General features: G+C 59.0%; 22 protein-coding genes. 9 read left to right on the forward strand and 13 right to left on the reverse strand.

Annotated features, from left to right (window positions below; translation table 11 throughout):
* Window positions 1-250 precede the first annotated feature (250 nt).
* Window positions 251-460 (reverse strand): cold-shock protein, encoded by a 210-nt coding sequence (locus tag KW846_RS22870; RefSeq protein WP_002554837.1) that lies wholly within the window; start codon window positions 458-460, stop codon window positions 251-253.
* Window positions 461-813: 353 nt separating this feature from the next.
* Here KW846_RS22870 and dcd point away from each other — a divergent pair, with 353 nt between their 5' ends.
* From dcd to KW846_RS22885, 3 genes are all read left to right on the forward strand, one after another.
* Window positions 814-1380, forward strand: coding sequence for a dCTP deaminase (gene dcd, locus KW846_RS22875; protein ID WP_007940589.1), 567 nt, complete (start codon window positions 814-816; stop codon window positions 1378-1380).
* A gap of 107 nt (window positions 1381-1487) precedes the next feature.
* Window positions 1488-1697, forward strand: a complete 210-nt coding sequence (locus KW846_RS22880; protein ID WP_033047523.1) for a hypothetical protein — start codon at window positions 1488-1490, stop codon at window positions 1695-1697.
* 244 nt (window positions 1698-1941) lie between these two features.
* The gene (locus tag KW846_RS22885) at window positions 1942-2322 is read left to right on the forward strand and encodes a hypothetical protein (protein WP_256356836.1); all 381 of its coding nucleotides are present in this window, start codon (window positions 1942-1944) and stop codon (window positions 2320-2322) included.
* 55 nt (window positions 2323-2377) lie between these two features.
* On the opposite strand, the gene KW846_RS22890 is transcribed toward KW846_RS22885, so the two are convergent.
* The 8 genes from KW846_RS22890 to KW846_RS22925 form a co-directional block, all read right to left on the reverse strand.
* Entirely contained in the window at window positions 2378-3142 is a 765-nt protein-coding gene (locus KW846_RS22890) for an ABC transporter ATP-binding protein (RefSeq protein ID WP_007971649.1), read from the reverse strand.
* 13 nt (window positions 3143-3155) lie between these two features.
* Entirely contained in the window at window positions 3156-4274 is a 1119-nt protein-coding gene (locus KW846_RS22895; RefSeq protein WP_218485532.1) for a succinylglutamate desuccinylase/aspartoacylase family protein, read from the reverse strand.
* Between the two features lie 26 nt (window positions 4275-4300).
* On the reverse strand, window positions 4301-5011 hold the full coding sequence (locus KW846_RS22900) for an ABC transporter permease (protein WP_007971647.1): 711 nt from the start codon (window positions 5009-5011) through the stop codon (window positions 4301-4303).
* Entirely contained in the window at window positions 5008-5736 is a 729-nt protein-coding gene (locus KW846_RS22905) for an ABC transporter permease (protein WP_007971646.1), read from the reverse strand. Before KW846_RS22905 ends, KW846_RS22900 begins: the two co-directional genes overlap by 4 nt.
* Window positions 5737-5792: 56 nt before the next feature.
* Complete coding sequence (locus tag KW846_RS22910) at window positions 5793-6575, reverse strand: transporter substrate-binding domain-containing protein (RefSeq protein ID WP_007971645.1); 783 nt, start codon at window positions 6573-6575, stop codon at window positions 5793-5795.
* 224 nt (window positions 6576-6799) lie between these two features.
* Window positions 6800-8470: an ATP-dependent DNA ligase gene (locus tag KW846_RS22915; protein ID WP_218485533.1), complete on the reverse strand. Its 1671-nt coding sequence runs from the start codon at window positions 8468-8470 to the stop codon at window positions 6800-6802.
* Window positions 8467-9486: a ligase-associated DNA damage response exonuclease gene (locus tag KW846_RS22920; protein WP_218485535.1), complete on the reverse strand. Its 1020-nt coding sequence runs from the start codon at window positions 9484-9486 to the stop codon at window positions 8467-8469. The genes KW846_RS22915 and KW846_RS22920 overlap by 4 nt, the downstream gene beginning before the upstream one ends.
* A gap of 202 nt (window positions 9487-9688) precedes the next feature.
* On the reverse strand, window positions 9689-12139 hold the full coding sequence (locus KW846_RS22925) for a penicillin acylase family protein (protein ID WP_218485537.1): 2451 nt from the start codon (window positions 12137-12139) through the stop codon (window positions 9689-9691).
* Between the two features lie 226 nt (window positions 12140-12365).
* Between KW846_RS22925 and KW846_RS22930 the strand changes: the two genes are divergently transcribed.
* Window positions 12366-12923, forward strand: a complete 558-nt coding sequence (locus tag KW846_RS22930) for a cysteine hydrolase family protein (RefSeq protein ID WP_218485539.1) — start codon at window positions 12366-12368, stop codon at window positions 12921-12923.
* 185 nt (window positions 12924-13108) lie between these two features.
* Here the strand turns inward: KW846_RS22930 and KW846_RS22935 are convergent, their stop codons facing one another.
* The 3 genes from KW846_RS22935 to KW846_RS22945 all read right to left on the reverse strand — a co-directional run bounded on the left by KW846_RS22935 (window position 13109) and on the right by KW846_RS22945 (window position 14376).
* Complete coding sequence (locus KW846_RS22935) at window positions 13109-13321, reverse strand: SEC-C metal-binding domain-containing protein (RefSeq protein ID WP_015093814.1); 213 nt, start codon at window positions 13319-13321, stop codon at window positions 13109-13111.
* The gene (locus KW846_RS22940) at window positions 13318-13812 is read right to left on the reverse strand and encodes an LEA type 2 family protein (RefSeq protein ID WP_218485541.1); all 495 of its coding nucleotides are present in this window, start codon (window positions 13810-13812) and stop codon (window positions 13318-13320) included. The genes KW846_RS22935 and KW846_RS22940 overlap by 4 nt, the downstream gene beginning before the upstream one ends.
* 87 nt (window positions 13813-13899) lie before the next feature.
* Window positions 13900-14376 (reverse strand): YchJ family protein, encoded by a 477-nt coding sequence (locus tag KW846_RS22945; protein WP_104450640.1) that lies wholly within the window; start codon window positions 14374-14376, stop codon window positions 13900-13902.
* 924 nt (window positions 14377-15300) lie between these two features.
* Between KW846_RS22945 and KW846_RS22950 the strand changes: the two genes are divergently transcribed.
* Entirely contained in the window at window positions 15301-17811 is a 2511-nt protein-coding gene (locus KW846_RS22950) for a bifunctional diguanylate cyclase/phosphodiesterase (protein ID WP_218485543.1), read from the forward strand.
* A gap of 55 nt (window positions 17812-17866) precedes the next feature.
* Here KW846_RS22950 and KW846_RS22955 read toward each other — a convergent pair whose 3' ends face one another.
* A complete protein-coding gene (locus KW846_RS22955; protein WP_218485546.1) occupies window positions 17867-18364 on the reverse strand; it encodes a DUF6231 family protein in 498 nt (165 codons plus the stop codon).
* A 189-nt stretch (window positions 18365-18553) separates the two neighbouring features.
* On the opposite strand from KW846_RS22955, the gene KW846_RS22960 reads away from it, so the two are divergent.
* From KW846_RS22960 to KW846_RS22975, 4 genes are all read left to right on the forward strand, one after another.
* Window positions 18554-19243, forward strand: a complete 690-nt coding sequence (locus tag KW846_RS22960; protein WP_218485548.1) for an OmpA family protein — start codon at window positions 18554-18556, stop codon at window positions 19241-19243.
* A gap of 90 nt (window positions 19244-19333) precedes the next feature.
* Window positions 19334-20041: an OmpA family protein gene (locus KW846_RS22965; RefSeq protein ID WP_007971629.1), complete on the forward strand. Its 708-nt coding sequence runs from the start codon at window positions 19334-19336 to the stop codon at window positions 20039-20041.
* 148 nt (window positions 20042-20189) lie between these two features.
* Window positions 20190-20468 (forward strand): DUF1145 domain-containing protein, encoded by a 279-nt coding sequence (locus tag KW846_RS22970; RefSeq protein WP_218485551.1) that lies wholly within the window; start codon window positions 20190-20192, stop codon window positions 20466-20468.
* Entirely contained in the window at window positions 20461-21219 is a 759-nt protein-coding gene (locus KW846_RS22975; RefSeq protein ID WP_218485553.1) for a collagen-like protein, read from the forward strand. The genes KW846_RS22970 and KW846_RS22975 overlap by 8 nt, the downstream gene beginning before the upstream one ends.
* Window positions 21220-21369: the final 150 nt, after the last annotated feature.

The raw sequence follows: 21369 nt of genomic DNA on the forward strand, positions 1-21369 counted from the left end.
ACTACCAAGCGGATGGCTTCCGCTTTTTCCTCAGATGTAACAACCCGATATCCCATGATGCGTCCTTAAATCGATGCTCCTACATCATGGTCCAAAAATGTTCGACCATTACACGGCAGCTCCTACAGGGGTGTTATGCATACCCTGTAGGAGCTGCCGCAGGCTGCGATCTTTTTTACCTGTGAAAAACACACAGGCACAAAAAAGCCCCGCTGTTGAGGGCGGGGCTTTTTACTAAAGCAAGTACAAGTTAGATAACTTGAACTTCTTCAGCTTGCATGCCTTTCTGACCGCGGGTAGCGATGAAAGAAACCTGTTGGCCTTCTTTCAGGCTTTTGAAGCCGTCGGACTGGATAGCTTTGAAGTGAACGAACAGGTCGTCACCGGATTGTGGGGTGATGAAGCCGAAGCCTTTTTCATCGTTGAACCACTTAACGGTACCGGTTTGGCGATTAGACATGGTGTAACTCCTTGAACAAAGATAACTGCGACTCAGGAAGAACCCTGGCCGAGACTGAGTGCAAAGAGCAGGAAAAATTCTTGTAGATGGTTGGATCGAAATTCAACATATCGTGTAGAGATTCTCAGTGACACAAGCAGCACAGTGACGCCACCTTAACCCTTTTTCCGGGACGTGCCAATGCTTCTTGCGAAGGTTTCTCTGTTTTAAGGATCGGCGGTGTGACGGTTCGTCGCCAACGCGCGTAATTCCTGCCTGTTCGGCGAGAATTGCACCCCGGACTTTGAACCCGGCGGCGCGCCCGGTAAGATGCCGGACAGAATTTTTCGACCTCGCAATTCAGGACACCCGCCATGAGCATCAAATCGGACAAGTGGATTCGCCGCATGGCGCAGGAACACGGCATGATCGAGCCTTTCGTCGAGCGCCAGATGCGTGGCAGCGACGATAGCCGTGTGATCTCCTACGGCGTGTCGAGCTACGGCTACGACGTGCGTTGCACCAATCATTTCAAGGTGTTCACCAACATCAATTCGGCCATCGTCGACCCGAAAAACTTCGATGCCGGCAGCTTCGTCGATATCCACAGCGACGTGTGCATCATTCCGCCGAACTCCTTCGCCCTGGCCAGCACCGTCGAATACTTCCGCATTCCGCGCAATGTATTGACCATTTGCCTGGGTAAAAGCACCTACGCGCGCTGCGGCATCATCGTCAACGTCACGCCGCTCGAGCCTGAGTGGGAAGGTCACGTGACCCTGGAGTTCTCCAACACCACCAATCTGCCGGCGAAAATCTACGCCAACGAAGGCGTGGCACAGATGCTGTTCCTCGAGTCGGACGAAGAGTGTGAAGTGTCTTACAAGGACCGTGGCGGCAAGTATCAGGGCCAGCGTGGCGTGACCCTGCCGCGCACCTGAGTCAACCGTCCGACAAATGTCGGGAATTCCTGGGCGGGCGTACACTCTATGGAGTGTACTGTTCCGATCTGCGCAAGGCGGGTCGGGCCATCGCCCAGGAGCGCCGAATGAAGATCGATCCGCGAATCAGTGCCGAACTGGCAAGGCTTGAACCCAATCAGGTTGGCGTTCTGGCCTGGTCGTTATTGGCACATCCGCCCGTCAGCATGGCAGGGGGCATCCCCGGCCAGCCTGATCCTGATACCCCGAACGAGCAGCCCAACGAGCCGGGAGAACCCACCCTGCCGGATGAGCCGCCGCCTGCGCCTGTTGCCTGATTTTCGATGTCCGCCATTCATGTTCGGTGAACGGCAGTGGGTGTCTTCATCAAGCGGATCCGCACCTGTTTTTGCCATTCACGAACGTAGCGTCTGAATCGGCCTGCACAAATTCGGAAGTAACTGTGTCTGTCGTGGAAACCAATCGACAGGCACTGTCGTGGTTCTATCTGGGAGCTACGTGCCTGGTGTCTTTAACAGGGGCATCGGGCAGTTAACTACGAATATGAAAAGGAACATTCAGATGAGTGCAAATCGATCGGGACATATGAGTGCCGAGGTCATCAGGACAGACGGCTCCACGCAGTTTCGCGTAATGGATGGACTCAATTTTTATCCGACGTTAAATGCGCATTGCATTGAGGCGGATAACGGTCAGGGGACAGCGTTTTTAGTGTACTTGCCGATAGGCATCCAGAGTGGCAGCTTCAGCTTGGAGCCCAGCGGGACAACTCCCAAGGTCATCCATGTGACCGGTAACTCGGAGGCTGAGCTTTATCCAGGAACGCTCGAGTTGACGGTGGGCGGTGACGCGGAGTTTGCCGGACGCTTCAGCGGGACGGACGCTAGTGGTCTGCAAGTGAGAAATGGCAGTTTCAGGTTGGAAAACCAAGCGGGGGCATAACGGTTGATGGATGGTGGAAGCCGGGCAAGCCGGCTTCCACTCTTCCTGCCGGTGGTTATTTCAGGTTGCCACTGAGGAACTGCTTCAACCGCTCGCTTTTCGGGTTACCCAGCACGTCTTCCGGCGCACCTTCTTCCTCCACCAGGCCCTGGTGCAGAAACAGCACCTGGCTCGATACTTTGCGGGCAAAGCTCATTTCGTGGGTCACCATGATCATGGTCCGGCCCTCTTCGGCCAGGCCTTGAATCACCTTGAGCACTTCGCCCACCAGTTCCGGGTCCAGCGCCGAGGTCGGTTCGTCGAACAGCATGACTTCCGGTTCCATGGCCAGTGCGCGTGCAATCGCCACCCGTTGTTGCTGACCGCCGGACAGGAACGCCGGGTATTGGTCCGCCACACGGGAAGCCAGCCCCACCTTGTCGAGGTAGCGTCGGGCGCGGTCCTCGGCTTCTTTCCTGTCGCAGCCCAGCACCCGGCGCGGCGCCATGGTGATGTTTTCCAGCACCGTCATGTGGCTCCACAGGTTGAAGTGCTGGAACACCATGGCCAGGCGTGTGCGAATCCGCTGCAGTTCCTCGGCATCGGCCACGTGCATGCCGTGGCGATCCTTGATCATGCGGATGTTCTGCCCGTCGAGGCTCATGGCGCCGTCGTTGGGTTGTTCCAGGAAGTTGATGCAACGCAGAAAGGTACTTTTACCCGAGCCGCTGGCGCCGATCAGGCTGATGACGTCGCCGGTCTTGGCCTTGAGCGAAACACCTTTGAGGACTTCATGGTCGCCATAGCTTTTATGCAGGCCTTCGATGGTCAATTTGTACATGGGGCGTGCATCCTCAAGGCGAAAGTAGATAGCCGCTGCGATAGGCTTCGGTGCCCGCGACGTGGGCGATCACCATGCCGGCAGTGGCCATGCGACGCAGCGAGCGGGCGTACATCAGCCCGGCGGCGGAGCAGTGGACGGGAGTGACGCGATCGTTGATCGGATCAATGATCTCGGCGATCAATTGCCCGGCTTCCAGGTATTGCCCCGGCAGCGCGGTGAACACCAGCAGCCCACCAGCAGGCGTGGCTACCGGCTCTACACCGGCCAGCGGGGTCGCCGGATAGGGCAGGTCGGGCAGGGGCGCGGATTCGCCGGCGATCGCGCCGTAATGGATCAGGTAATCGATCAGTGCCTGGCAATCGCGGCTCGCCAGCGGATGATTGACGTCGCCCTGACCGCGCAATTCGACGGTCACCGAAAAACTGCCCGGTGGAATGTCGAAGTGTTCGCCGAAGCGCTCTTTCAACTGCCACCACAGCAGGGTGAAGCATTCATCGAACGACTGACCGCCAGAGTCCGTCGCCAGCAGGCTGGCTTCGGCGCCGATGTAACGGGCCAGCGGCTCGACCTGCGGCCAGGCATCCGGGGTGGTGTACAGATGCGCGACCGCTTCGAAGTCGCAATGCAGGTCGAGCACCATGTCGGCGTCGCAGGCCAGTCGTTGCAGGGTCAGGCGCTGGGATTGCAGTTGGGTGTCGGCAGACTGCCGGGCCAGCGCTTCGCGCAGGCTGCTGCGGATCAGTTGCTGGTTGCGCTGCGGATCGTCACCGAGCTTGCCCTCGATCGCGTTGCCGACTTCTTCACTGAGGTCGACGAACCAGCGGTTGAAGTTCTGGCCGCTTTCCAGCTCGTAGCGGCCCAGCGGCACATCCATCAGTACCTGTTCCAGGCCCACCGGGTTGGCGATGGGCACGAGCACGATTTCGCTGCGCAGGCGACCGGCGGCTTCCAGCTCTGCCAGGCGTTGCTTGAGGTGCCAGGCCACCAGCATGCCGGGCATTTCGTCGGCGTGCAGGGAGGCCTGGATGTAGATCTTGCCGTTGGCCGGTTGTGGGCCGAAGTGAAAACTGTGGATCTGTCGTGCGGTCCCCGGCAGCGGGGCCAGCAGGTCATGTTTCTGGTGGCGCATCTGTTGTTCCTGAAGCAGGTTGAGACCTAGTGGGTCGGCCCGAGGAAGGCCAGCCATCGGCGTTCGGCAAGGCGGAACAGGCCGACCAGCGCAAAAGTGACGGTCAGGTAGATCAGCGCGGCGATGCCGAACGACTGGAAGGTCAGGAATGTCGCCGAGTTGGCGTCCCGCGCCACTTTCAGGATGTCCGGGATGGTCGCGGTGAAGGCCACGGTGGTCGAGTGCAGCATCAGAATCACTTCGTTGCTGTAGTACGGCAACGAGCGACGCAGGGCCGACGGCATGATCACGTAGGCATACAGCTTCCAGCCTGTCAGGCCGTAAGCCTTGGCCGCTTCCACTTCACCGTGGGCCATGCTGCGGATTGCCCCGGCGAAAATCTCCGTGGTGTAGGCGCAGGTGTTCAGGGCGAAGGCCAGGATCGTGCAGTTCATCGCATCGCGAAAGAATGCGTCCAGTACTGGCTGGGCCCGAATGGCGGCCAGGCTGTAGATCCCCGTGTAACAGATCAGCAACTGGATATAGAGCGGCGTGCCACGGAACAGGTAGGTATAGAACTGCACCGGCCAACGGATGTAGAAGTGCGGCGATACACGGGCGATGGACAGCGGGATCGACACGAGAAAACCGAAGAAGATCGACGCGCTGAGCAGCCACATGGTCATGGCCAGGCCGGTGATGTTGTTGCCGTCGCTATAGAGGAAGGGTTTCCAGTATTCCTGCAGAAGTTCGATCATCGTACGGCCTCCCGGGTACCGGCGGAGTAACGACGCTCAAGCCAGCGCAGAATGAAGTTGGACGCGCTGGTGATCACCAGGTAGATCAATGCCGCAAGCACCAGGAAGTAAAACAGCTGATAGGTACTTTTACCGGCGTCCTGGGCAGCCTTGACCAGGTCGGCGAGACCGATGATCGACACCAGGGCGGTGGCCTTGAGCATCACCATCCAGTTGTTACCGATCCCCGGCAGGGCATAACGCATCATCTGCGGGAACACTACGATCCAGAAGCGCTGGCCGCGCTTGAGGCCATAGGCGGTGGCCGCTTCGACCTGACCCCGTGGGACGGCGAGGATCGCGCCACGGAAGGTTTCGGTGAAATACGCACCGTAGATGAAGCCCAGGGTGATGACCCCGGCACTGAACGGGTTGATCTCGATGTATTCCCATTCCATGTAATCGGTAAAGGAGGTCAGCCAGGTTTGCAGGCTGTAGAAGATCAACAGCATCAGGACCAGGTCCGGAACGCCGCGAATGAGGGTGGTGTAGAGCTGGGCAGGCACGCGCATCAGTTTGACTTTTGACAGCTTGGCGCTGGCCCCGAGCAGCCCGAGCAACACGGCCACCAACAGCGACAACGCCGACAACTTGATCGTCATCCAGGTGCCTTGCATCAGCAGCGGACCGAAGCCCTTGAGGCTGAAGGCAGAGAGCCCCAGATTTTCTAATAGGTTTTCGAACATAAATCAGCAACCTGATCGGATGAAAAAAGCGCCCATCGCGAGATGGGCGCCGGGCATTATTTGCCGCTGTACAGATTCAGATCGCCAAAGTGTTTCTTCTGAATGGTGGCGTAGGTGCCATCATCGTGTAACGCTTTGATACCTTTATCCAAAAGTGCTTTCAGCTCGGTGTTACCTTTCTTAATGCCGATAGCTGTCTTGGCTGGCAGCAAAGCGTTGTCGACTGGCTTGCTGACGTCGTAGTCGGCGCCCTGTGGCGACTTCAGGAAGCCCAGTTCGGCTTGCAGCATGTCCTGGATCCCTGCATCGAGACGACCGGAAGTCAAATCGGCGTAGACCTGATCCTGGTTGGCGTAGGCCTGGGTTTTCACGCCGGCCTTGTCCAGAACGGCTTTGGCATAGGCTTCCTGAATGGTGCCTTGTTCGTAGCCGACGGTCTTGCCCTTGAGCGAGGCGACGTCTTCAGTCACGCCAGAACCTTTCTTGAACACGTAGGCGGTTGGGCCGGAGAACAGCTCGCTGGAGAAGTCGATGACTTTTTCACGGGCTTCGGTAACGGTCATCGACGAGATCACGCCGTCGAATTTGTTGGCTTTGAGGCCAGGGATCATGCCATCGAAGTCACTTTCGACCCACTTGCACTTGACCTTCAGTTCAGCGCAGATCGCGTTCCCCAGATCGATGTCGAAGCCTACCAGGCTGCCATCGGCCGCTTTCGACTCGAACGGTGCGTAGGAAGGGTCAACGCCGAAACGCAGTTCTTTGTATTCTTTCGCCATGGCGGAGCCCGCAGCCATGCACAATGCCAGTGCAGAAAGGGTCAGCAATGCTTTTTTCATTATTCAATCCCTAAAACCAATATGAGCGCTCGTGGCGCAGAATTATTGTTACTGGAAAGCGTAAGACCTGTTGAAAGTAGCAATTTCCGAACCAGAGTGCCGAACAAGCGTTTAAAAGGTGTCTGGAAATAACCGGAGACAGATTTATGCACGAAAACGGGCGCAGGGAAATGGCCGCACCAGTTCGACTCAAAAAGAAAAATATTTGAGGACGGATAGAAGGGTTAGCTGAGCAGATTTTGCAGGGTCGTCAAACTGTCGGCTTCGTCGACCGACTTATCCTTGCGCCAGCGCAACATACGTGGAAAGCGCACGGCAATGCCACTCTTGTGACGACGGGAGAGGGCGATTCCCTCAAAGCCCAATTCAAACACCAGGCTTGGCTGGACGCTGCTCACGGGGCCGAACTTTTCCACGGTGGTCTTGCGCACGATGCTGTCGACCTGGCGGATTTCGTCATCGCTTAGCCCTGAGTAAGCTTTGGCAAACGGCACCAGGGTGCGTTCACTGGCCTCTGGCGGGCCGTCCCAGACGGCGAACGTATAGTCGCTGTAGAGGCTGGCCCGGCGCCCTTGCCCCCGTTGCGCATAGATCAACACGGCGTCAACGCTGAACGGGTCGACTTTCCATTTCCACCACACGCCCATGTCCCTGGTCCGGCCGACGCCGTACAGGGCATCGCGCGCCTTGAGCATCAGGCCTTCGACACCGAGGGCGCGGGATGCCTGGCGCTGGCGGGCGAGGTCGAGCCAGGTGTCGCCAGTCAACAATGGCGAGAGACGCAAACGAGGGTTGGCGCAGTCACCGGCCACCCGTTCCAGTTGTGCACGACGCTCGGCCTGACTCCGGTTGCGCCAGTCTTCTCCCTGCCATTCGAGCAAATCGAAGGCAAGCAGCACCACCGGGACTTCATCGAGGATTTTCCGGTCCAGGGTCTTGCGACCGATTCGTTGTTGCAGGAGGGCGAAAGGTTGCACTGCGGGCTCAAAAGCCTTTTCGGTGCCGGTTGGCGCAGATCTCAAGGCGACGATCTCGCCGTCGATCACTGTCCCGTCGGGAAGGCCCAGAATCAAACTGTCCAGTTCAGGGAAGCGTTCGGTGACCAACTCTTCACCCCGCGACCAGATCCACAGTCGCCCGCCGCGCTTGATCACCTGGGCGCGAATGCCATCCCATTTCCATTCCGCCTGCCAGTGCCGTGCAGGACCGAGCAGCACTTCGAATTGTTCCACGGGCGACGACAAGGCATGGGCGAGAAAAAACGGGTAGGGCTGGCCGCCACGCTGGGCATGCTCATCCGGGGATTCGGCGGCGATCAGTTTCAGGTAGCTGGCGGCGCTGGGACGGTGAGCCTGATCGGTGTAACCCACCAGCCGCTGCGCCACGCGTTTGCTGTCGAGACGGGCCATGGCTGCCAGGGCGCGGGTGACCAGTAATTTGGACACCCCGACGCGAAAGCTGCCGGTGATCAGTTTGATGCAGACCATCAGGCTTTCCCGATCCAGTTGCGCCCACAGCTGCGGTAACTTTTGCGCGAGGGATTGCGGTGTTTCGCCGCGCAGTGGCAACAGCTTGTCCTCCACCCACGTGGCCAGCCCATCGGTTGATCGGTGCGGCGCTTGCGGTAAGATCAGCGAAATGGTTTCCGCGAGGTCACCGACGGCCTGGTAACTCTCTTCGAACAGCCATTGTGGCAAACCGGAAAGCGCCACCGCGAGTTCGCGCAGTACCCGCACAGGTACCAATTGCCGGGGGCGTCCTCCCGACAGAAAGTACACCGCCCATGCGGCATCCTCCGGTGCAGCCTCGGCGAAGTAGTTTTGCATCGCCGCCAGTTTCGCATTGTTCGATGTCGAGGCGTCGAGCCTGGCATACAGCTCAGCGAATGCCTTCATGGCAGTACCTCGGCGAGGGCGGGGTCTTCTTCGTCTTCACCGTATCGGGTATCGAACGCCATGGCATCAAGCCCCTGCTCGCGCAAATAGCGTACCAGTGCGCCGCTCGATCCATGGGTCACCATGACCCGTTCGGCACCGGTCTGTTCGATGGCCCACAGCAAACCTGGCCAGTCGGCGTGGTCGGACAGGACGAAACCTCGGTCTACACCGAGCCGCCGACGTGTTCCGCGCAAACGCATCCAGCCACTGGCGAAACCATCGCTGTAATCGATAAAGCGACGCATCCAGCTGCTGTTCGCCGCCGAAGGCGGCACGAGCACCAGCGCCTTGCGCATCATCGGGTCGCTCTTTTTGATGTCGGCGGCATCCATCGTGGGCGGTAAATGAACCCCCGCTTCGCGGTAGATCCGGTTGATGGGTTGCACGGCGCCATGCACGAGAATGGGGCCCAGTCGTGCGTCGATGCCATGGAGAATGCGCTGGGCCTTGCCGAGAGAATGACAGAACAGCACGCTGGTTTTTTCGACAGCCGCGTTGGCTTGCCACCATTGATTGATCTCGGCAAACACCTGTAGCTGAGGTTGCCAGCGGTAGATCGGCAGGCCAAAGGTCGACTCGGTGATGAAGGTGTCGCAGCGTACCGGTTCAAACGCTGCACAAGTGCCGTCGGGCTCGGTCTTGTAGTCCCCGGAGGCCACCCAGACTTCTCCACCGTATTCCAGTCGTACCTGTGCCGAGCCGAGTACGTGGCCGGCGGGATGAAAACTGAGGAACACGCCGTGATGCAGCAGGCGTTCGCCGTAGCGCAGGGTTTGCAGGTTGATGTCCTGGCCCAGTCGCACGCGCAAAATGGCCTCGCCGGGCGCTGCCGCCAGGTAGTGCAGATTGCCGGCGTGGGCGTGGTCACCGTGGGCGTGGGTGATCACGGCACGTTCGACCGGTCGCCACGGATCGATATAGAAGTCGCCGGCAGGGCAGTACAAACCTTCGGGACGCGAGATAACAAGGTCCATGGCGTTGCCAGAGTGGAGAGACTTGTTAGGTATGAGGTCGGCGCGGGGCGAGAAGTTCTATCGGGCTTATGGGCGGATGAAATACGAGTGTGGGAGCGGGCTTGCTCCGGGCGGCGTTCCGACGAAAGCGATTGAACATTCAACAATTACTTTGAATGTCAGTCCGCTTTCGCGAGCAAGCCCGCTCCCACAGGGATCAGCGTTACTTGCCGGGTGTCAGCGTCAGTCGATTCTTGCCATAGGCGTTGTCGAAGTTCTGCGGCTGCATCGGCAGGCTCATGTACTGGCCCTTGAGCCAGGGTTCGATGCTGTTGAGGTAGTTCGCACTGGCCGGATTGCCGGACTGACCGGTACCGTTCTGCGCCATCAGCGGTTCGGACTGGCCGAAGTCGACGATAAAGCGCATGGCGGGCGCCAGCGTGGTGTTGAAGTCCTGGCCCCAGGCGAATGCGGCGGTGTTGAGTGTGGTGTGATCGCCACCGGCCGGCAGCGGACCGCGTACCGTCTGGCCGCTGCTGTTCTTCCACTCATAGCGATGCAGTTTGCCCCACTGCCAGGCCTTGTGATCGCCGCCCAACTGACTGTCGCCGGCGCTGATCGCTGCGGCGAGACTGCGCGCGAGGATGGCCGGTTTGTCTTCTTTCTGCGCGGTGCGCACGTTATCCCAGAACGGGCTGTCCTCACGTCCGAGCAAGTGATCGGCCTGGGCCGCGTAGGACAACTTGCCATCGGCGACAAAGGCCTTCCACGCCGGGCTGCTATCCGGGCCCAGTTCATCGAGGAAGATCTGCCGGGTGCTTTCCTGCAGGAACAGTTCGTAGATGGCCGCATCGGTGGAAGTCGGGCTGAGTTTGCCATCGAACGCCAGCAAGCGGCTGTAGGCTTCGTGTGCATTGGCGCGATCGGCCGCCGGCAAGGCGTCGATGGCTTGTTTGAGTGGCTGGGACATGCCCGGCGCTTCGAACATTTTCTTCAGCTTGGCCGCGAAGGTCGTGGTCTGGTCGTACTGCATGGCGATCAGGCTGCGGCTGTCGTGTTTGCCTGCGCCGGCCAGTTCGGCCAAGCGCTCGCCGCGCTCCGGAGCAGCCCAGGAGTTGGACAGCTGCATGCCGTAGCCATGGGGAATGACCCGCTGGTTGGCGGTGCCGAGCCAGCCTTGGGCCGGGTCCTGGTCGTACGGGTGCAACATCGGGTCGGCATAACCGTCCCAGTCGTAGCGACCTTCCCAGCCCGGCGAGGGCAGCAGGCCTTCGCCTTCGCGGCGGTTCGGGTAGCGGCCGGTGACCTGCCAGCCGATGTGGCTCGCGTCGGCAAACACCAGGTTCAGTGCGATGGCGCGGATTTCGCGACTGGCATCCGAAGCTCTCTCGGCGCTCTGGGCGCGGGACAGGTCGAAGAACGCGTCCAGGGACTTGTCGTCGGTGAAGTTCGGCATCTGCAAGGCCAGGCCGAAACCATTGGCCAGCGTGGTGCCCTGGGCGCTGTTGAGCAGCGGGCCATGGCGGGTTTCGTACACCGCCTCGCGAATCGGCCGCTGGCCTTTGACGAAATAGGTTTCGTTGCGCACGATTGCCGGCTGCCACTTCCCGGCGTTTTCGTAGGTAAGCCCGTTGCCCTGGCGCTTGATCTTCTCCAGGAACAGGTCCTGGTTGTCGCCCATCACGGACGCCATGCTCCACGCCACTTTACCGTTGAAACCACCGAGCACCATCGGCAGGCCCGCGATGGTCACGCCGGACGCCTGATATTTCGGCGCGCGAATCTGCACGTAACTGAACAATGAAGGCACGCCCAGCGGGCCGTGGCTGTCACTGGCCAACAGGCTCTTGCCGCTGCGGCTGCGTTGCGCGGCGATGGCCCAGTTGTTCGACGAGGTGGCGCCCAGCAGGTTGAGGTCCGACAGTTGTCCCGTGGCTTTGCTGAGTTCGGCCAGGCCCGGTACTTGCCCGTTGAGCTTGAGGCCCTGGAGTTTTTCGCTCTCGGCGACCGGCAGTTTTTCGTCGGGGGCGGACGGCGTCAGCCACGCCAGTTTGTCGGTGGTGACGGTCTGGGCCAGTACCAGCGAGGAAATCTCTTCCGGCAGGTTGGTCGACTGGCTGAAGTTCAGCAGGCAGAAAATCAGCGCCGAATCTTCCGGCTGCCAGTATTCAGGCTGGTAGCCGGTGGCCGCGAGGTCCGCCGGCAGTTTGTCGCGGTAGCGGAACAGGTAGGCGTTGACGCCCCGCGCATAGACTTCGAAGAAACGCTTGAGGCGCGGCGAAGAGGCCTTGTACAACTCGCCGGCACTTTTCTTCAGGTTGACCGCCCGCATGTAACGGTCGGCATCCAGCAGGTCCGCACCGTGCATCTCGGCCAATCGGCCCTGGGCCAACAGGCGCAGGGTGACCATCTGCGTGATTCGGTCGCTGGCATGCACGTAACCGAGGGTGAACAGCGCGTCGTGGAAGCTGTTGCTTTCAATCAGCGGCATACCCATGGCATTGCGGCGCACCGAAACGTTCTGCGCCAGGCCCTTGAGCGGTTGCACGCCGGAGGTCGGCGGGAGGGTGTCCTGGGCATTGAAGTTCTGACAACCGGTCAGGCTCAAGACGCCCGCCACTGCTGCGGCAACGCCGAACCGGGGTAGAAAATGAGTAAGGGCTGGCGAGGCCATGGCAAAGCTCCTGCGGGGTGGTGGCGCAATAAAGGCGCTACGTTAGTGAGCAGGCGATGGCCGCGCAAGCGGGGTAAGAGGTTATTTCAGGATTTGTCAAAGATCGGCGTATCTCCGTAGGAGCTGCCGAAGGCTGCGATCTTTTGACTCTCAAGGGTGGCTTGTCACCCGTAACCCGTGATGTTGAAGTGCGAGACACAGTCAACAATCCTGGAGAAAAGTCGGCATGGAGCTCAAGGCAAACGCGGCACTGATCATTATCGATCAGCAAAAAGGCATCCTTCACCCCAGGCTTGGCCGCAGGAATAATCCTCAGGCCGAAGAGCGCATGCTGGAATTGCTCGCTCATTGGCGGCGCACAGCTCGGCCGGTGATCCATGTGCAGCACCTGTCCCGCTCGGAGGACTCGGTGTTCTGGCCGCAGCAGTCGGGGGTGGAGTTTCAGGAGCGGTTCGCGCCAATGGCCGGTGAGCGCTTGATCCAGAAGCAGGTGCCGGATGCGTTTTGTTCGACGGGGCTGGAGACGCAGTTGCGCGAGGCGGGGATCGGGCAGTTGATCATCGTGGGCGTCGCGACCCACAACTCGGTGGAGTCCACGGCGCGCACCGCGGGCAACCTGGGGTTTGATACCTGGGTAGCCGAGGATGCGTGCTTTACCTTCGACAAGGCTGATTTTTTCGGCCATGCCCATGGCGCCGAAGAGGTGCATGCGATGTCGCTGGGGAACCTGCACGGCGAGTATGCGACGGTGGTCAGCACGGCAGGCGTATTAAAGGCTGACTGAAAAAAACTTTGGGAGCGAGCCTCGCGTTCAACATCATCGTTGTCAGACACACCGCTTTCGCGAGCAGGCTCGCTCCCACAGGGGACCTGGATACACAGAACCGTTGTCTGGCGTAGATCGAGTGTGGGAGCGAGCCTGCTTGCGAAAGGCGGTTCATCAGGCGAAGCAAGTCTTCGCCCGAAGCATCAAGCGCCGTGGCACTTCTTGAATTTCTTGCCGTTGCCGCATGGGCACGGGTCGTTGCGGCCGACGTCTTTCAGGGCATTGCGCACCGGTTCCTGGTGAGCGTGGCCACAGTTTGGGCCGTGGACATGGCCGTGGTCGTGATCATGGTGGTGATGGTCATGATCGTGATCGTGGTTGCAGTCAGGGCCGTGGACATGGGGTTGCTGGGTCATCGGTGTTGCTCCGGAATTAAATCGGCGGCGATTATCACGCCATTGCGCGCCAGGTGCACGTAGTGGGCGATGAATATACCGGTTTCCAGTTCACCTTCCAGACGATAGGGAATGGGTTGGTCGGATTTTTTCAGCAGTTTGGCCAGATCCCGGACCTTGGACCACAGGTTGGTGCGGATCGGCACCTTGAAGTAGGCACTGTGCTTGGGGCTGATGGTGAACCGGTGTTCGTACTCGCCGTCGGCCAGCAGTATGTCACCCAGGTGAACGCGGTACTCCAGGCTGCGCACCGTCAGGTCGCTGTCGTTGGGGTTGTCGATGCGAAAGTGCAGGAGGAATTTCTGTTCCAGCAGTTTGGCGCTGACCACCTCGACCTTCACCAGATGGACCTCGGGGTCCGGCAGGTCGTCGTCGAACCACGACGCACAGCCGCCGAGTCCCAGTGTCAGGAACACGGTGAGCAGACAGAGTGCGCAGCGGCGGATGATCATCGTGGTGGTTCTCCCTTGAGTCCCAGTCTAGACCCAAAGGATCGCAGCCTTCGACAGCTCCTGCGTGGTGGGCAGTCATTCCACGGACTAGCTGCTGAAGTAACCCGCACAACATTTCTTGAATTTCTGTCCACTGGCACACGGGCAGGGGTCATTGCGCCCGAGTTTGAGTTGCACGGTCGGGTCGATGAAATACCAGCGCCCGGTGTTCTGTACGAACGATGAGCGCTCTCGATGACTGTGTTCGCCACTGCTGTCGTGCCACCGCGCGGTGAAGGTCACGAAAGCGTGTTCAGGCTGGCCACCCAGCACTTCGGAGCTTTCCACCTCAAGGCCCAGCCACGTACTTTGCGCGCTCCAGTCGCTGATCGATTGACGGTCCAGGCCAGCCTGTTGGGCGGGCAGGGTGGTGGCCACCAGATAGTCGACCAACCCCAGCACGTAGGCGCTGTAGCGCGAGCGCATCAAGGCTTCGGCGCACGGCGCCGGGTGTCCGGCATGGTAGTGACCGCAGCAGGCATCAAGCAGGGTGCCGCTGCCGCAAGGGCAAATGGATGTACTCATGTTATTCCGGAGCCTTGTTAACAGTTATATGTATTTTATCTTCCATAAATCAATCACTTACCTAATTTGATTGTTTACGTATTTTTTGCGCGTGGAGCAAGTGAGCGACTGCCAATCAGCCTCATTGCAATCCCATGGCAGCCCTTCATTTGTGCGTTCGTCAGAGGTGGAGATTAGTCTATGACAGTCAGCGTCAAGGCGCGGGCTTGCCGCTTTAAATGAAACGATCAGGCAGTCGTCGCGGAGCGCGGGGGCGTCCGCTTTTTTTTGGCGGGCGAGTGGCCAGCCCGCTGTCAAAAAGTGGGTGCCGGCGAACTACAGATCATGGCCGAAAGCGGCCGACCATCAAGGGCTGCTACCGACCAGGAGCAGTCGGCGAACAGAATAATTGCAAATTAGTGGCTATGCTTGGATTGCTGTCGAAACTGATCTGGCAGTCCGGCAGGTTGCGCGGAAATGACCCGCAACGTGCCCTATGTCACCCGATTATTCTGCGTGAAGCACTCTGTTCGGGGGCGCAAATCCGCAACGACACTCGGGAAGACATTGAGCAAGCCCTGCACCTGCGGGCGCAGGGTTTGGACTGGATCCGTCGGGATCACTCAGAATCGAATCGATTTCACTACGGTGCGGCTGGGCACTTGCGAGAGTAAAAAATTTCACCATGAAATCAGCATCGCCAAATGCATTGCTTAGTGTCGAATAGTTGGTTGGCGTGACACTCAAGATGTATAGCTTTGGTAGCGATTGATTGTCTCGGGAGCTTCCCTCACGAAAACCAGCGTGAATTCAGAATAGAGAAAGATTTGGCTAATGCTACTTGCGGTGTGTTCTCAGGTTCAGGTGTCGGCACAAGAGGTTAAATGGTTTCCGAATACCGCTTCTATTGGTCAATTTAGAAGGATTATGTTTGGAGATTGTGAAATGGATTTTTTCAGGAGTAAAAGCGCCGCAAAGCAAGCCATACCCACCCGTTCAAATAAGCCGCGCTCGACCAAATGGCACCGCATGTACTTTTTTCTAGCGGGATTCGACGTGCTGGTTGTTGTGCTGAGCGTGCTATTGAATCACCTGATCGTCGATACCTATCACCGCTCCATCAAGGCAAACCAGTCGTGGGTCCAACAGCTGTCGAGCTATTCAACGCTGGGCAGCCTGGCTTCCACAGTCAATGCGCCGGGCAATAATGTGTTCGATACACATCATGTTGAAGCCGAATCGCGGAACATGAATGAAGCCTTGCGCGCCTTCAACGAGCATTTGGCAATGGCCAAAAAACAGTTGGAAGAACGGATCGCGCATGAGGCTGAACACAGTGCAGATATACAAGCCTTTACCCTTGCATTGAAGGATGAGGTGGGTGCAGTAGATGCCGCGATGGTCGAAATGGTGAACGAGGCCTTGCTGATCTTTTCCTACTTCAGGGAGGGGCAGTCGGATAATGCCGGCAAACGCATGGCGACGATGGACAGGAAGTATGCCCTGTTGCTCGCCTCACTCAGTACCGTGCGCGATCGCGTTGGCCTGATTCAAAGCAAGCTCCTGGAGGAGGAGCTTGAGTCGGTCGAGGAACTGCGCCGGGTCGAATACGCGATCATGGTGTTCGTGCTGTTGATGGTCAGTGCGGCCGTTATCTATGGGGGCAAGATCAGACGCGAAATGGAGTCGCAAGCCGCGGAAAGGGAAGGTTATCTGGCAGTGCTGCGCGAAAGCGAGATGCAGGCCCGCCAGCAAGCATCGCTGCTGGACAAGGCCCAGGACGCGATTGTCGTTCACGGGATGGATAACCGCATCCTGTACTGGAACAAAAGTGCCGAGCGTCTCTACGGTCTGTCAAAGGAAGAGGCACTCGGCAAATCGGCACAGGAGTTGATCTACCAGGGTAGCGCCGCTTTCAATGCGGCCACTAACAGCCTGATAGAAACGGGTGACTGGGCGGACGAAGTTACACTTCGACGCCGGGATGGCCGCACCATCACGCTCGAAAGTCATCGAACCCTGGTGCGAGACGATGATGGCCAGCCGCAATCCGTTCTGTCGATCAATACTGACATCACCCACCGTAAGACTGCTGAGCAAGAGGTTCAGCGTTTGGCTTTCTACGATCAGTTGACCGGGCTGGCCAACAGGCGGCTCATGTTGGACCGGTTACAGCATCTGCTGGCGGGCAGCTCCCGTAGCCTGCATACGAGCGCGATAATTCTCATTGACCTGGATAACTTCAAGGCACTGAACGATACGCTGGGGCATGACCGAGGCGACATGTTGCTGCAGCAAGTTGCTCTGCGCCTTTGCGGCTGCATACGCGAGAGCGACACCGTGGCTCGCCTGGGCGGAGACGAATTCGTCGTCCTGATGGATGGCCTTAATGAGAACCCTCGAGAAGCAGCTATCCAGGCCAAGGCTGTTGGCGAAAAGATTCTCGACGCTCTGAACATTTCCTACCAGTTGGATGGCTATGAGCACCACAGCACCCCCAGCCTCGGCATTGCGCTGTTCCAGGGGCAGCTGAGCACAGTGGACGATATTATGAAGCGCGCTGACCTGGCGATGTATCGAGCCAAGGCGGCGGGCCGCAATACCATGCGCTTCTTCGATCCGGAAATGCAGGCGGTTGCCACGGCACGCGCCAGCCTGGAAGTAGACTTGCGCCAAGGCTTGCAGAACAACGAGTTCCTTCTTCATTACCAGCCGCAGGTGAATAGTGAGGGCCGTATCATTGGCGCAGAGGCACTGATGAGATGGCAGAATCCTGAGCGCGGAGTCGTGTTTCCAGGAGAGTTCATTCCATTGGCAGAGGAAACGGGGTTGATTCTGCCGCTAGGCCGTTGGGCGCTGCAGGCAGCCTGCGCTCAACTGGTTGCCTGGGCAAAGCATTCGGAAACCGCCCGATTGGGTATGGCTGTGAATGTCAGCGCCCGCCAGTTTCACCATCCGGACTTCGTCGAGGAAGTACTGCAAGTACTGAGATGCACGGGGGCCGATCCGAAGAAATTGAAACTGGAACTGACCGAAGGCCTGCTGATAGAGGATATTGAAGGTACTGTCGCCAAAATGATCGAGTTGAAAGAGATCGGCATAGGCCTTTCGCTGGATGATTTCGGAACCGGCTACTCGTCACTGTCATACCTCAAGAGCCTTCCGCTGGATCAACTCAAGATCGACCAGTCCTTCATCAGAGATGTGCTGGTTGATTCCAACGACGCCGCCATCGCCTGCGCGATTGTGAGCCTGAGCCAGATATTGGGGCTTTCGGTGATTGCAGAAGGTGTGGAGACAGAAGCTCAGCGCACCTTTCTGGTCAAGCATGGCTGCCAGACCTACCAGGGCTTCCTGTTTTCCCCGCCACTGCCAGCCGAACAGTTTGAGGCGTATGTTCACGAAAGATTAATGGCGAACACTGATTTTCCATGGACCAAGACTAACTCGCCATAATTTCGCAGGTATCTGGGAACGTCCGCATTCGGCTGTGGAATCCGCGATCATTGCATTACCACCAGTATTTCCCGAAGTTTTCCGGATTGGCCCAGAAGCGCGAATTGAGCCAGTCAGGGACTTGTTTGTATTCAAGCAGATCGTAGGTAAACAGGGTCAATACCTGTTCATCCCGTTGAAAGCGTTCGCTGGCTTGCAGGGCCAGGGAGAAAAAATCTGTTTCCTGCCAGCCACAAGCCGGCAGATCCGCCAGCACGGCGATGCGGCTGGCGTTGAGGTTGCGAATGCCGCCCAACAGGTTCAGGCCGTCGCGCTTGGGCAAATGCTCCAGGCAATCGACCACCAGGGCCAGGTCGAATCGGCGGGCCGCCAACTCGTCGGGCAATGGGCCTGGGACCGCGAAAGCCACGCAACTGTCCGGGTGCGCGAGTTTGAATGCTTCCAGTGCCGGGAATTCGCTGGCGCCGATCAACAACAGGCGCGCGGGGGCATATCGGTCAAGTAATGCGGCCAGTGCCTGCTGCGGCGTGCGTGAAGAAATACCTGCAATCATCGAAGATCCTCTATCAGATCTGCCAAGACTAGCCTGCCCGGACGTTCGGGCCTAGAGCAGCTTGGCGACAAATGCGCCAAGCTTCCGTTAATGCGTGAATAAACAGCATGGCCTATTGCTGGCGGAGATTAATACTCGGGTCTTTACTACCTGAATCGGTTCTAAGCCGATCCTTCAGGAGAAAACTAGATGAGCATAGTTCGGACAGCATTACCCTTGGTTCTGCTAACCAGTGTGTTGACTGGTTGCGCAGGTTTGCAGAAAACCGACTGGCCGACCTGTGCGGCGGTTGGTGGTGTCGTGGGTGCGGGCCTCGGTGCGACCGAAAGCTCGGCATGGGCAGGGTATGGTGCTCTGCTCGTTGGCGGTACGGCAGCGGCTTATTGCTGGGTGCACGGTGATGGCGACGAAGATGGCGATGGTGTGCCGGATAGTCGCGACAAGTGCCCGGGCACGCCTAAAGGCGTTCATGTCGATGCCAACGGTTGCCCACCACCAGCGCCTGTGGTCGAAGAGGCGGTTGTGGTCAAGGAAGAAACCATCGTCATCCGCGATGTTCACTTCCAGTTTGATAAAGCCACGCTTACCACGTCCGATAAACAGGTCCTCGACAAGATTGCCACTCGCCTGAAAGCCGAAGCCCCGACTGCTCAACTGACCGTAACCGGTCATACCGACAGCGTGGGCAGCGACGCCTACAACCAGAAACTGTCGGATAAACGCGCCCACTCGGTGGTTGAATACCTCATCGAGCAAGGCGTACCTCGCAGCAACTTCGTGTCGGTGGTCGGTGCCGGTGAAAGCCAGCCAGTTGCGGACAACAAAACCGCTGACGGTCGCGCACAGAACCGTCGTACGGAAATCAAAATCCAGCGTTAACCCCCCTCGCATCCGCGCCTTGTGCAGTCGCGGATGCGGGTCTTTACTCCTGTGTAACCGGTATGGGCCGGTGACACAGGAGCTTTCAATATGATCGTTCTCACAAGGACCGTCTTGCCGGTTCTGCTACTTGGCAGCCTCTTGACCGGCTGCGCGACCCACAGCGATGGCACTGCCCCCCTCAATCAACGCACCTGGCCAATCTGCAGCCTCATCGGCGGCCTGGTCGGCGGTGGCCTGGGCGCAATCGAGAGTGGTGCCTGGGCCGCGGGTGGGGCGGCGCTGGGTATCTTGTCCGGCGGCTTGATCTGCTATGCCCAGGATGGCGACGAAGATGGCGACGGCGTTTTCGACCGGCGTGACCGTTGCGCTGATACTCCCGCCAATACCCTGGTCGACCATCGCGGTTGCCCGGTGCCGCTGTACCCGGACCGCGTCCAGACCGAGCCTGCGCAAACTCAAGTCATTACGCTGAGCGATGTGATGTTTGTCTTCAATCAATCCGACTTGACCCCGACGGCCAAGAGTGAACTGGATGCGATGATGAGCCAGTTCGAGGATGCCGATGTGGTCAGCATCAAGGTGGTCGGCCATACCGACAGCGTGGGGTCAGATGCCTATAACCAGGCCTTGTCGGAGCGACGCGCCAGCAGCGTGGCGGAATACCTGATCAGCCAGGGTGTGGCGCCGAACAAAGTGACCAGCGAAGGCAAGGGCGAAAGTCAGCCGATTGCCGACAATGAAACGGAAGAAGGACGTGCGAAAAACCGTCGCGTTGAGCTGCATATAAACCGCTGAGCCAAGAGATAGAGCCGTCGAGCGACAGTTGTGAGCGCTGCGACGGCCGTTCGGCGGCCTTCATGAAGATTTTTCCATTGCCCTCTGGCTTATCCCGCGCGGAAGCCGTTACTGTGCGCCCAAACAATAATTCTCATCGGGGGAGCATATGAAGGTCTTATGGGGGCTGGGGCGGTTATTGACCCTGCTGTTCTGGTTGGTGGTGCTGGTCAACCAGCTCACGCCATTTGTCTTTCCGCTGCACCCGTTGGTCAATCTGGCCGGCGGCCTGTTGGGGTTCATCCATCTTCTGGAAGCACTGTTGTGTTATCGCAGCCTGCGAGGTCGCGCCCATCCCTGGTTTGACCGCCTGAGGATCGTCATTTTCGGTGTATTCCACCTGCAAACCATTCCAGCCCCCAGCGCTTCGAAGGCTTCCCATGCGTAAACTCTGTCTGCTCGCCGCACTCATCAGTCCATTGGCCAGCGCACAGGTGGTGAGTGTCGAGCCCAACTCGCTGATGCGTTTGCCCAATACCGCCAGCACCCTGCAACTGGAACGCCTGGAAGTGGCCGATTACGGCACCTTGCTGATTCCTTCGAACGTCACCGAAGTCACCGTGGGTGAGTTGCATCTGGGGCGTGAAGCGCGCATCGCCATTGTGCCGGGAGAGCAGGCGCTGGCGCTGAAGGTCCGTCGCGCTGATTTGTCCGAAGGCAGCCAGATCACCGCGCGGGGCGCGCCCGGAACCTATCAGAAAGCCGCCCGCTCCGGGCGCAATCTTGATTTGCAGATCAAGACACTGAATGCACCACAATTGTTGGTGGACGCTCGAGGCGGTGCAGGCGCACCGGGATTTGTCGGCCTGGATGGCGCCAACGGTCAGGACCCTGGCTGCACCTGGGGCCAGGCCGGTCGCGGTGCCGATGGCAGTGATGGCAGCAATGGTCAACCAGGCGCGCCGGGTGCGTTGGTCAGGCTGTCAATACCACACGACTTTCCGGCAGACCGGATCAAGGTGCAGGTGGCTGGCGGCGCCGGTGGCCTGGCCGGCCCGGGCGGCAAGCCGGGTGCTGGCGGCAAGGCCAAGGGCTGCCTGGTCTACAAGGCCGATGGCGGCAAGAGCGGCAAACCTGGCGCCGACGGGCAGCCGGGGTCTGAAGGTGCGGCGGGTTCGGTGACTGTGCAGCGGTTGTAAGAAACGCCGAGAACCCGTGGCGAGGGAGCTTGCCTGTGGTGAGGGGGCTTGCCCCCGTTGGGCCGCAAAGCGGCCCCCATTTCGGCAATCGCAATACTGCTGAAGGTTAGCGGTTTCTGGTTTTACGACTGCTTCGCAGCCGAACGGGGC

This window comes from Pseudomonas sp. PDM32 (assembly GCF_019219225.1).
Lineage (GTDB): Bacteria > Pseudomonadota > Gammaproteobacteria > Pseudomonadales > Pseudomonadaceae > Aquipseudomonas > Aquipseudomonas laurylsulfatiphila.

What these genes read in the sequence shown, in the direction of transcription:
- KW846_RS22880 (WP_033047523.1), top strand. Translation starts at nt 1,488, where the DNA reads ATGAAGATCGATCCGCGAATCAGTGCCGAACTGGCAAGGCTTGAACCC.
- KW846_RS22920 (WP_218485535.1), bottom strand. Translation starts at nt 9,486, where the DNA reads ATGGACCTTGTTATCTCGCGTCCCGAAGGTTTGTACTGCCCTGCCGGC.
- KW846_RS22905 (WP_007971646.1), bottom strand. Translation starts at nt 5,736, where the DNA reads ATGTTCGAAAACCTATTAGAAAATCTGGGGCTCTCTGCCTTCAGCCTC.
- KW846_RS22955 (WP_218485546.1), bottom strand. Translation starts at nt 18,364, where the DNA reads ATGATTGCAGGTATTTCTTCACGCACGCCGCAGCAGGCACTGGCCGCA.
- KW846_RS22885 (WP_256356836.1), top strand. Translation starts at nt 1,942, where the DNA reads ATGAGTGCAAATCGATCGGGACATATGAGTGCCGAGGTCATCAGGACA.
- KW846_RS22975 (WP_218485553.1), top strand. Translation starts at nt 20,461, where the DNA reads ATGCGTAAACTCTGTCTGCTCGCCGCACTCATCAGTCCATTGGCCAGC.
- KW846_RS22910 (WP_007971645.1), bottom strand. Translation starts at nt 6,575, where the DNA reads ATGAAAAAAGCATTGCTGACCCTTTCTGCACTGGCATTGTGCATGGCT.
- KW846_RS22950 (WP_218485543.1), top strand. Translation starts at nt 15,301, where the DNA reads ATGGATTTTTTCAGGAGTAAAAGCGCCGCAAAGCAAGCCATACCCACC.
- KW846_RS22900 (WP_007971647.1), bottom strand. Translation starts at nt 5,011, where the DNA reads ATGATCGAACTTCTGCAGGAATACTGGAAACCCTTCCTCTATAGCGAC.
- KW846_RS22965 (WP_007971629.1), top strand. Translation starts at nt 19,334, where the DNA reads ATGATCGTTCTCACAAGGACCGTCTTGCCGGTTCTGCTACTTGGCAGC.
- KW846_RS22970 (WP_218485551.1), top strand. Translation starts at nt 20,190, where the DNA reads ATGAAGGTCTTATGGGGGCTGGGGCGGTTATTGACCCTGCTGTTCTGG.
- KW846_RS22935 (WP_015093814.1), bottom strand. Translation starts at nt 13,321, where the DNA reads ATGACCCAGCAACCCCATGTCCACGGCCCTGACTGCAACCACGATCAC.
- dcd (WP_007940589.1), top strand. Translation starts at nt 814, where the DNA reads ATGAGCATCAAATCGGACAAGTGGATTCGCCGCATGGCGCAGGAACAC.
- KW846_RS22895 (WP_218485532.1), bottom strand. Translation starts at nt 4,274, where the DNA reads ATGCGCCACCAGAAACATGACCTGCTGGCCCCGCTGCCGGGGACCGCA.
- KW846_RS22930 (WP_218485539.1), top strand. Translation starts at nt 12,366, where the DNA reads ATGGAGCTCAAGGCAAACGCGGCACTGATCATTATCGATCAGCAAAAA.
- KW846_RS22945 (WP_104450640.1), bottom strand. Translation starts at nt 14,376, where the DNA reads ATGAGTACATCCATTTGCCCTTGCGGCAGCGGCACCCTGCTTGATGCC.
- KW846_RS22915 (WP_218485533.1), bottom strand. Translation starts at nt 8,470, where the DNA reads ATGAAGGCATTCGCTGAGCTGTATGCCAGGCTCGACGCCTCGACATCG.
- KW846_RS22890 (WP_007971649.1), bottom strand. Translation starts at nt 3,142, where the DNA reads ATGTACAAATTGACCATCGAAGGCCTGCATAAAAGCTATGGCGACCAT.
- KW846_RS22940 (WP_218485541.1), bottom strand. Translation starts at nt 13,812, where the DNA reads ATGATCATCCGCCGCTGCGCACTCTGTCTGCTCACCGTGTTCCTGACA.
- KW846_RS22925 (WP_218485537.1), bottom strand. Translation starts at nt 12,139, where the DNA reads ATGGCCTCGCCAGCCCTTACTCATTTTCTACCCCGGTTCGGCGTTGCC.
- KW846_RS22960 (WP_218485548.1), top strand. Translation starts at nt 18,554, where the DNA reads ATGAGCATAGTTCGGACAGCATTACCCTTGGTTCTGCTAACCAGTGTG.
- KW846_RS22870 (WP_002554837.1), bottom strand. Translation starts at nt 460, where the DNA reads ATGTCTAATCGCCAAACCGGTACCGTTAAGTGGTTCAACGATGAAAAA.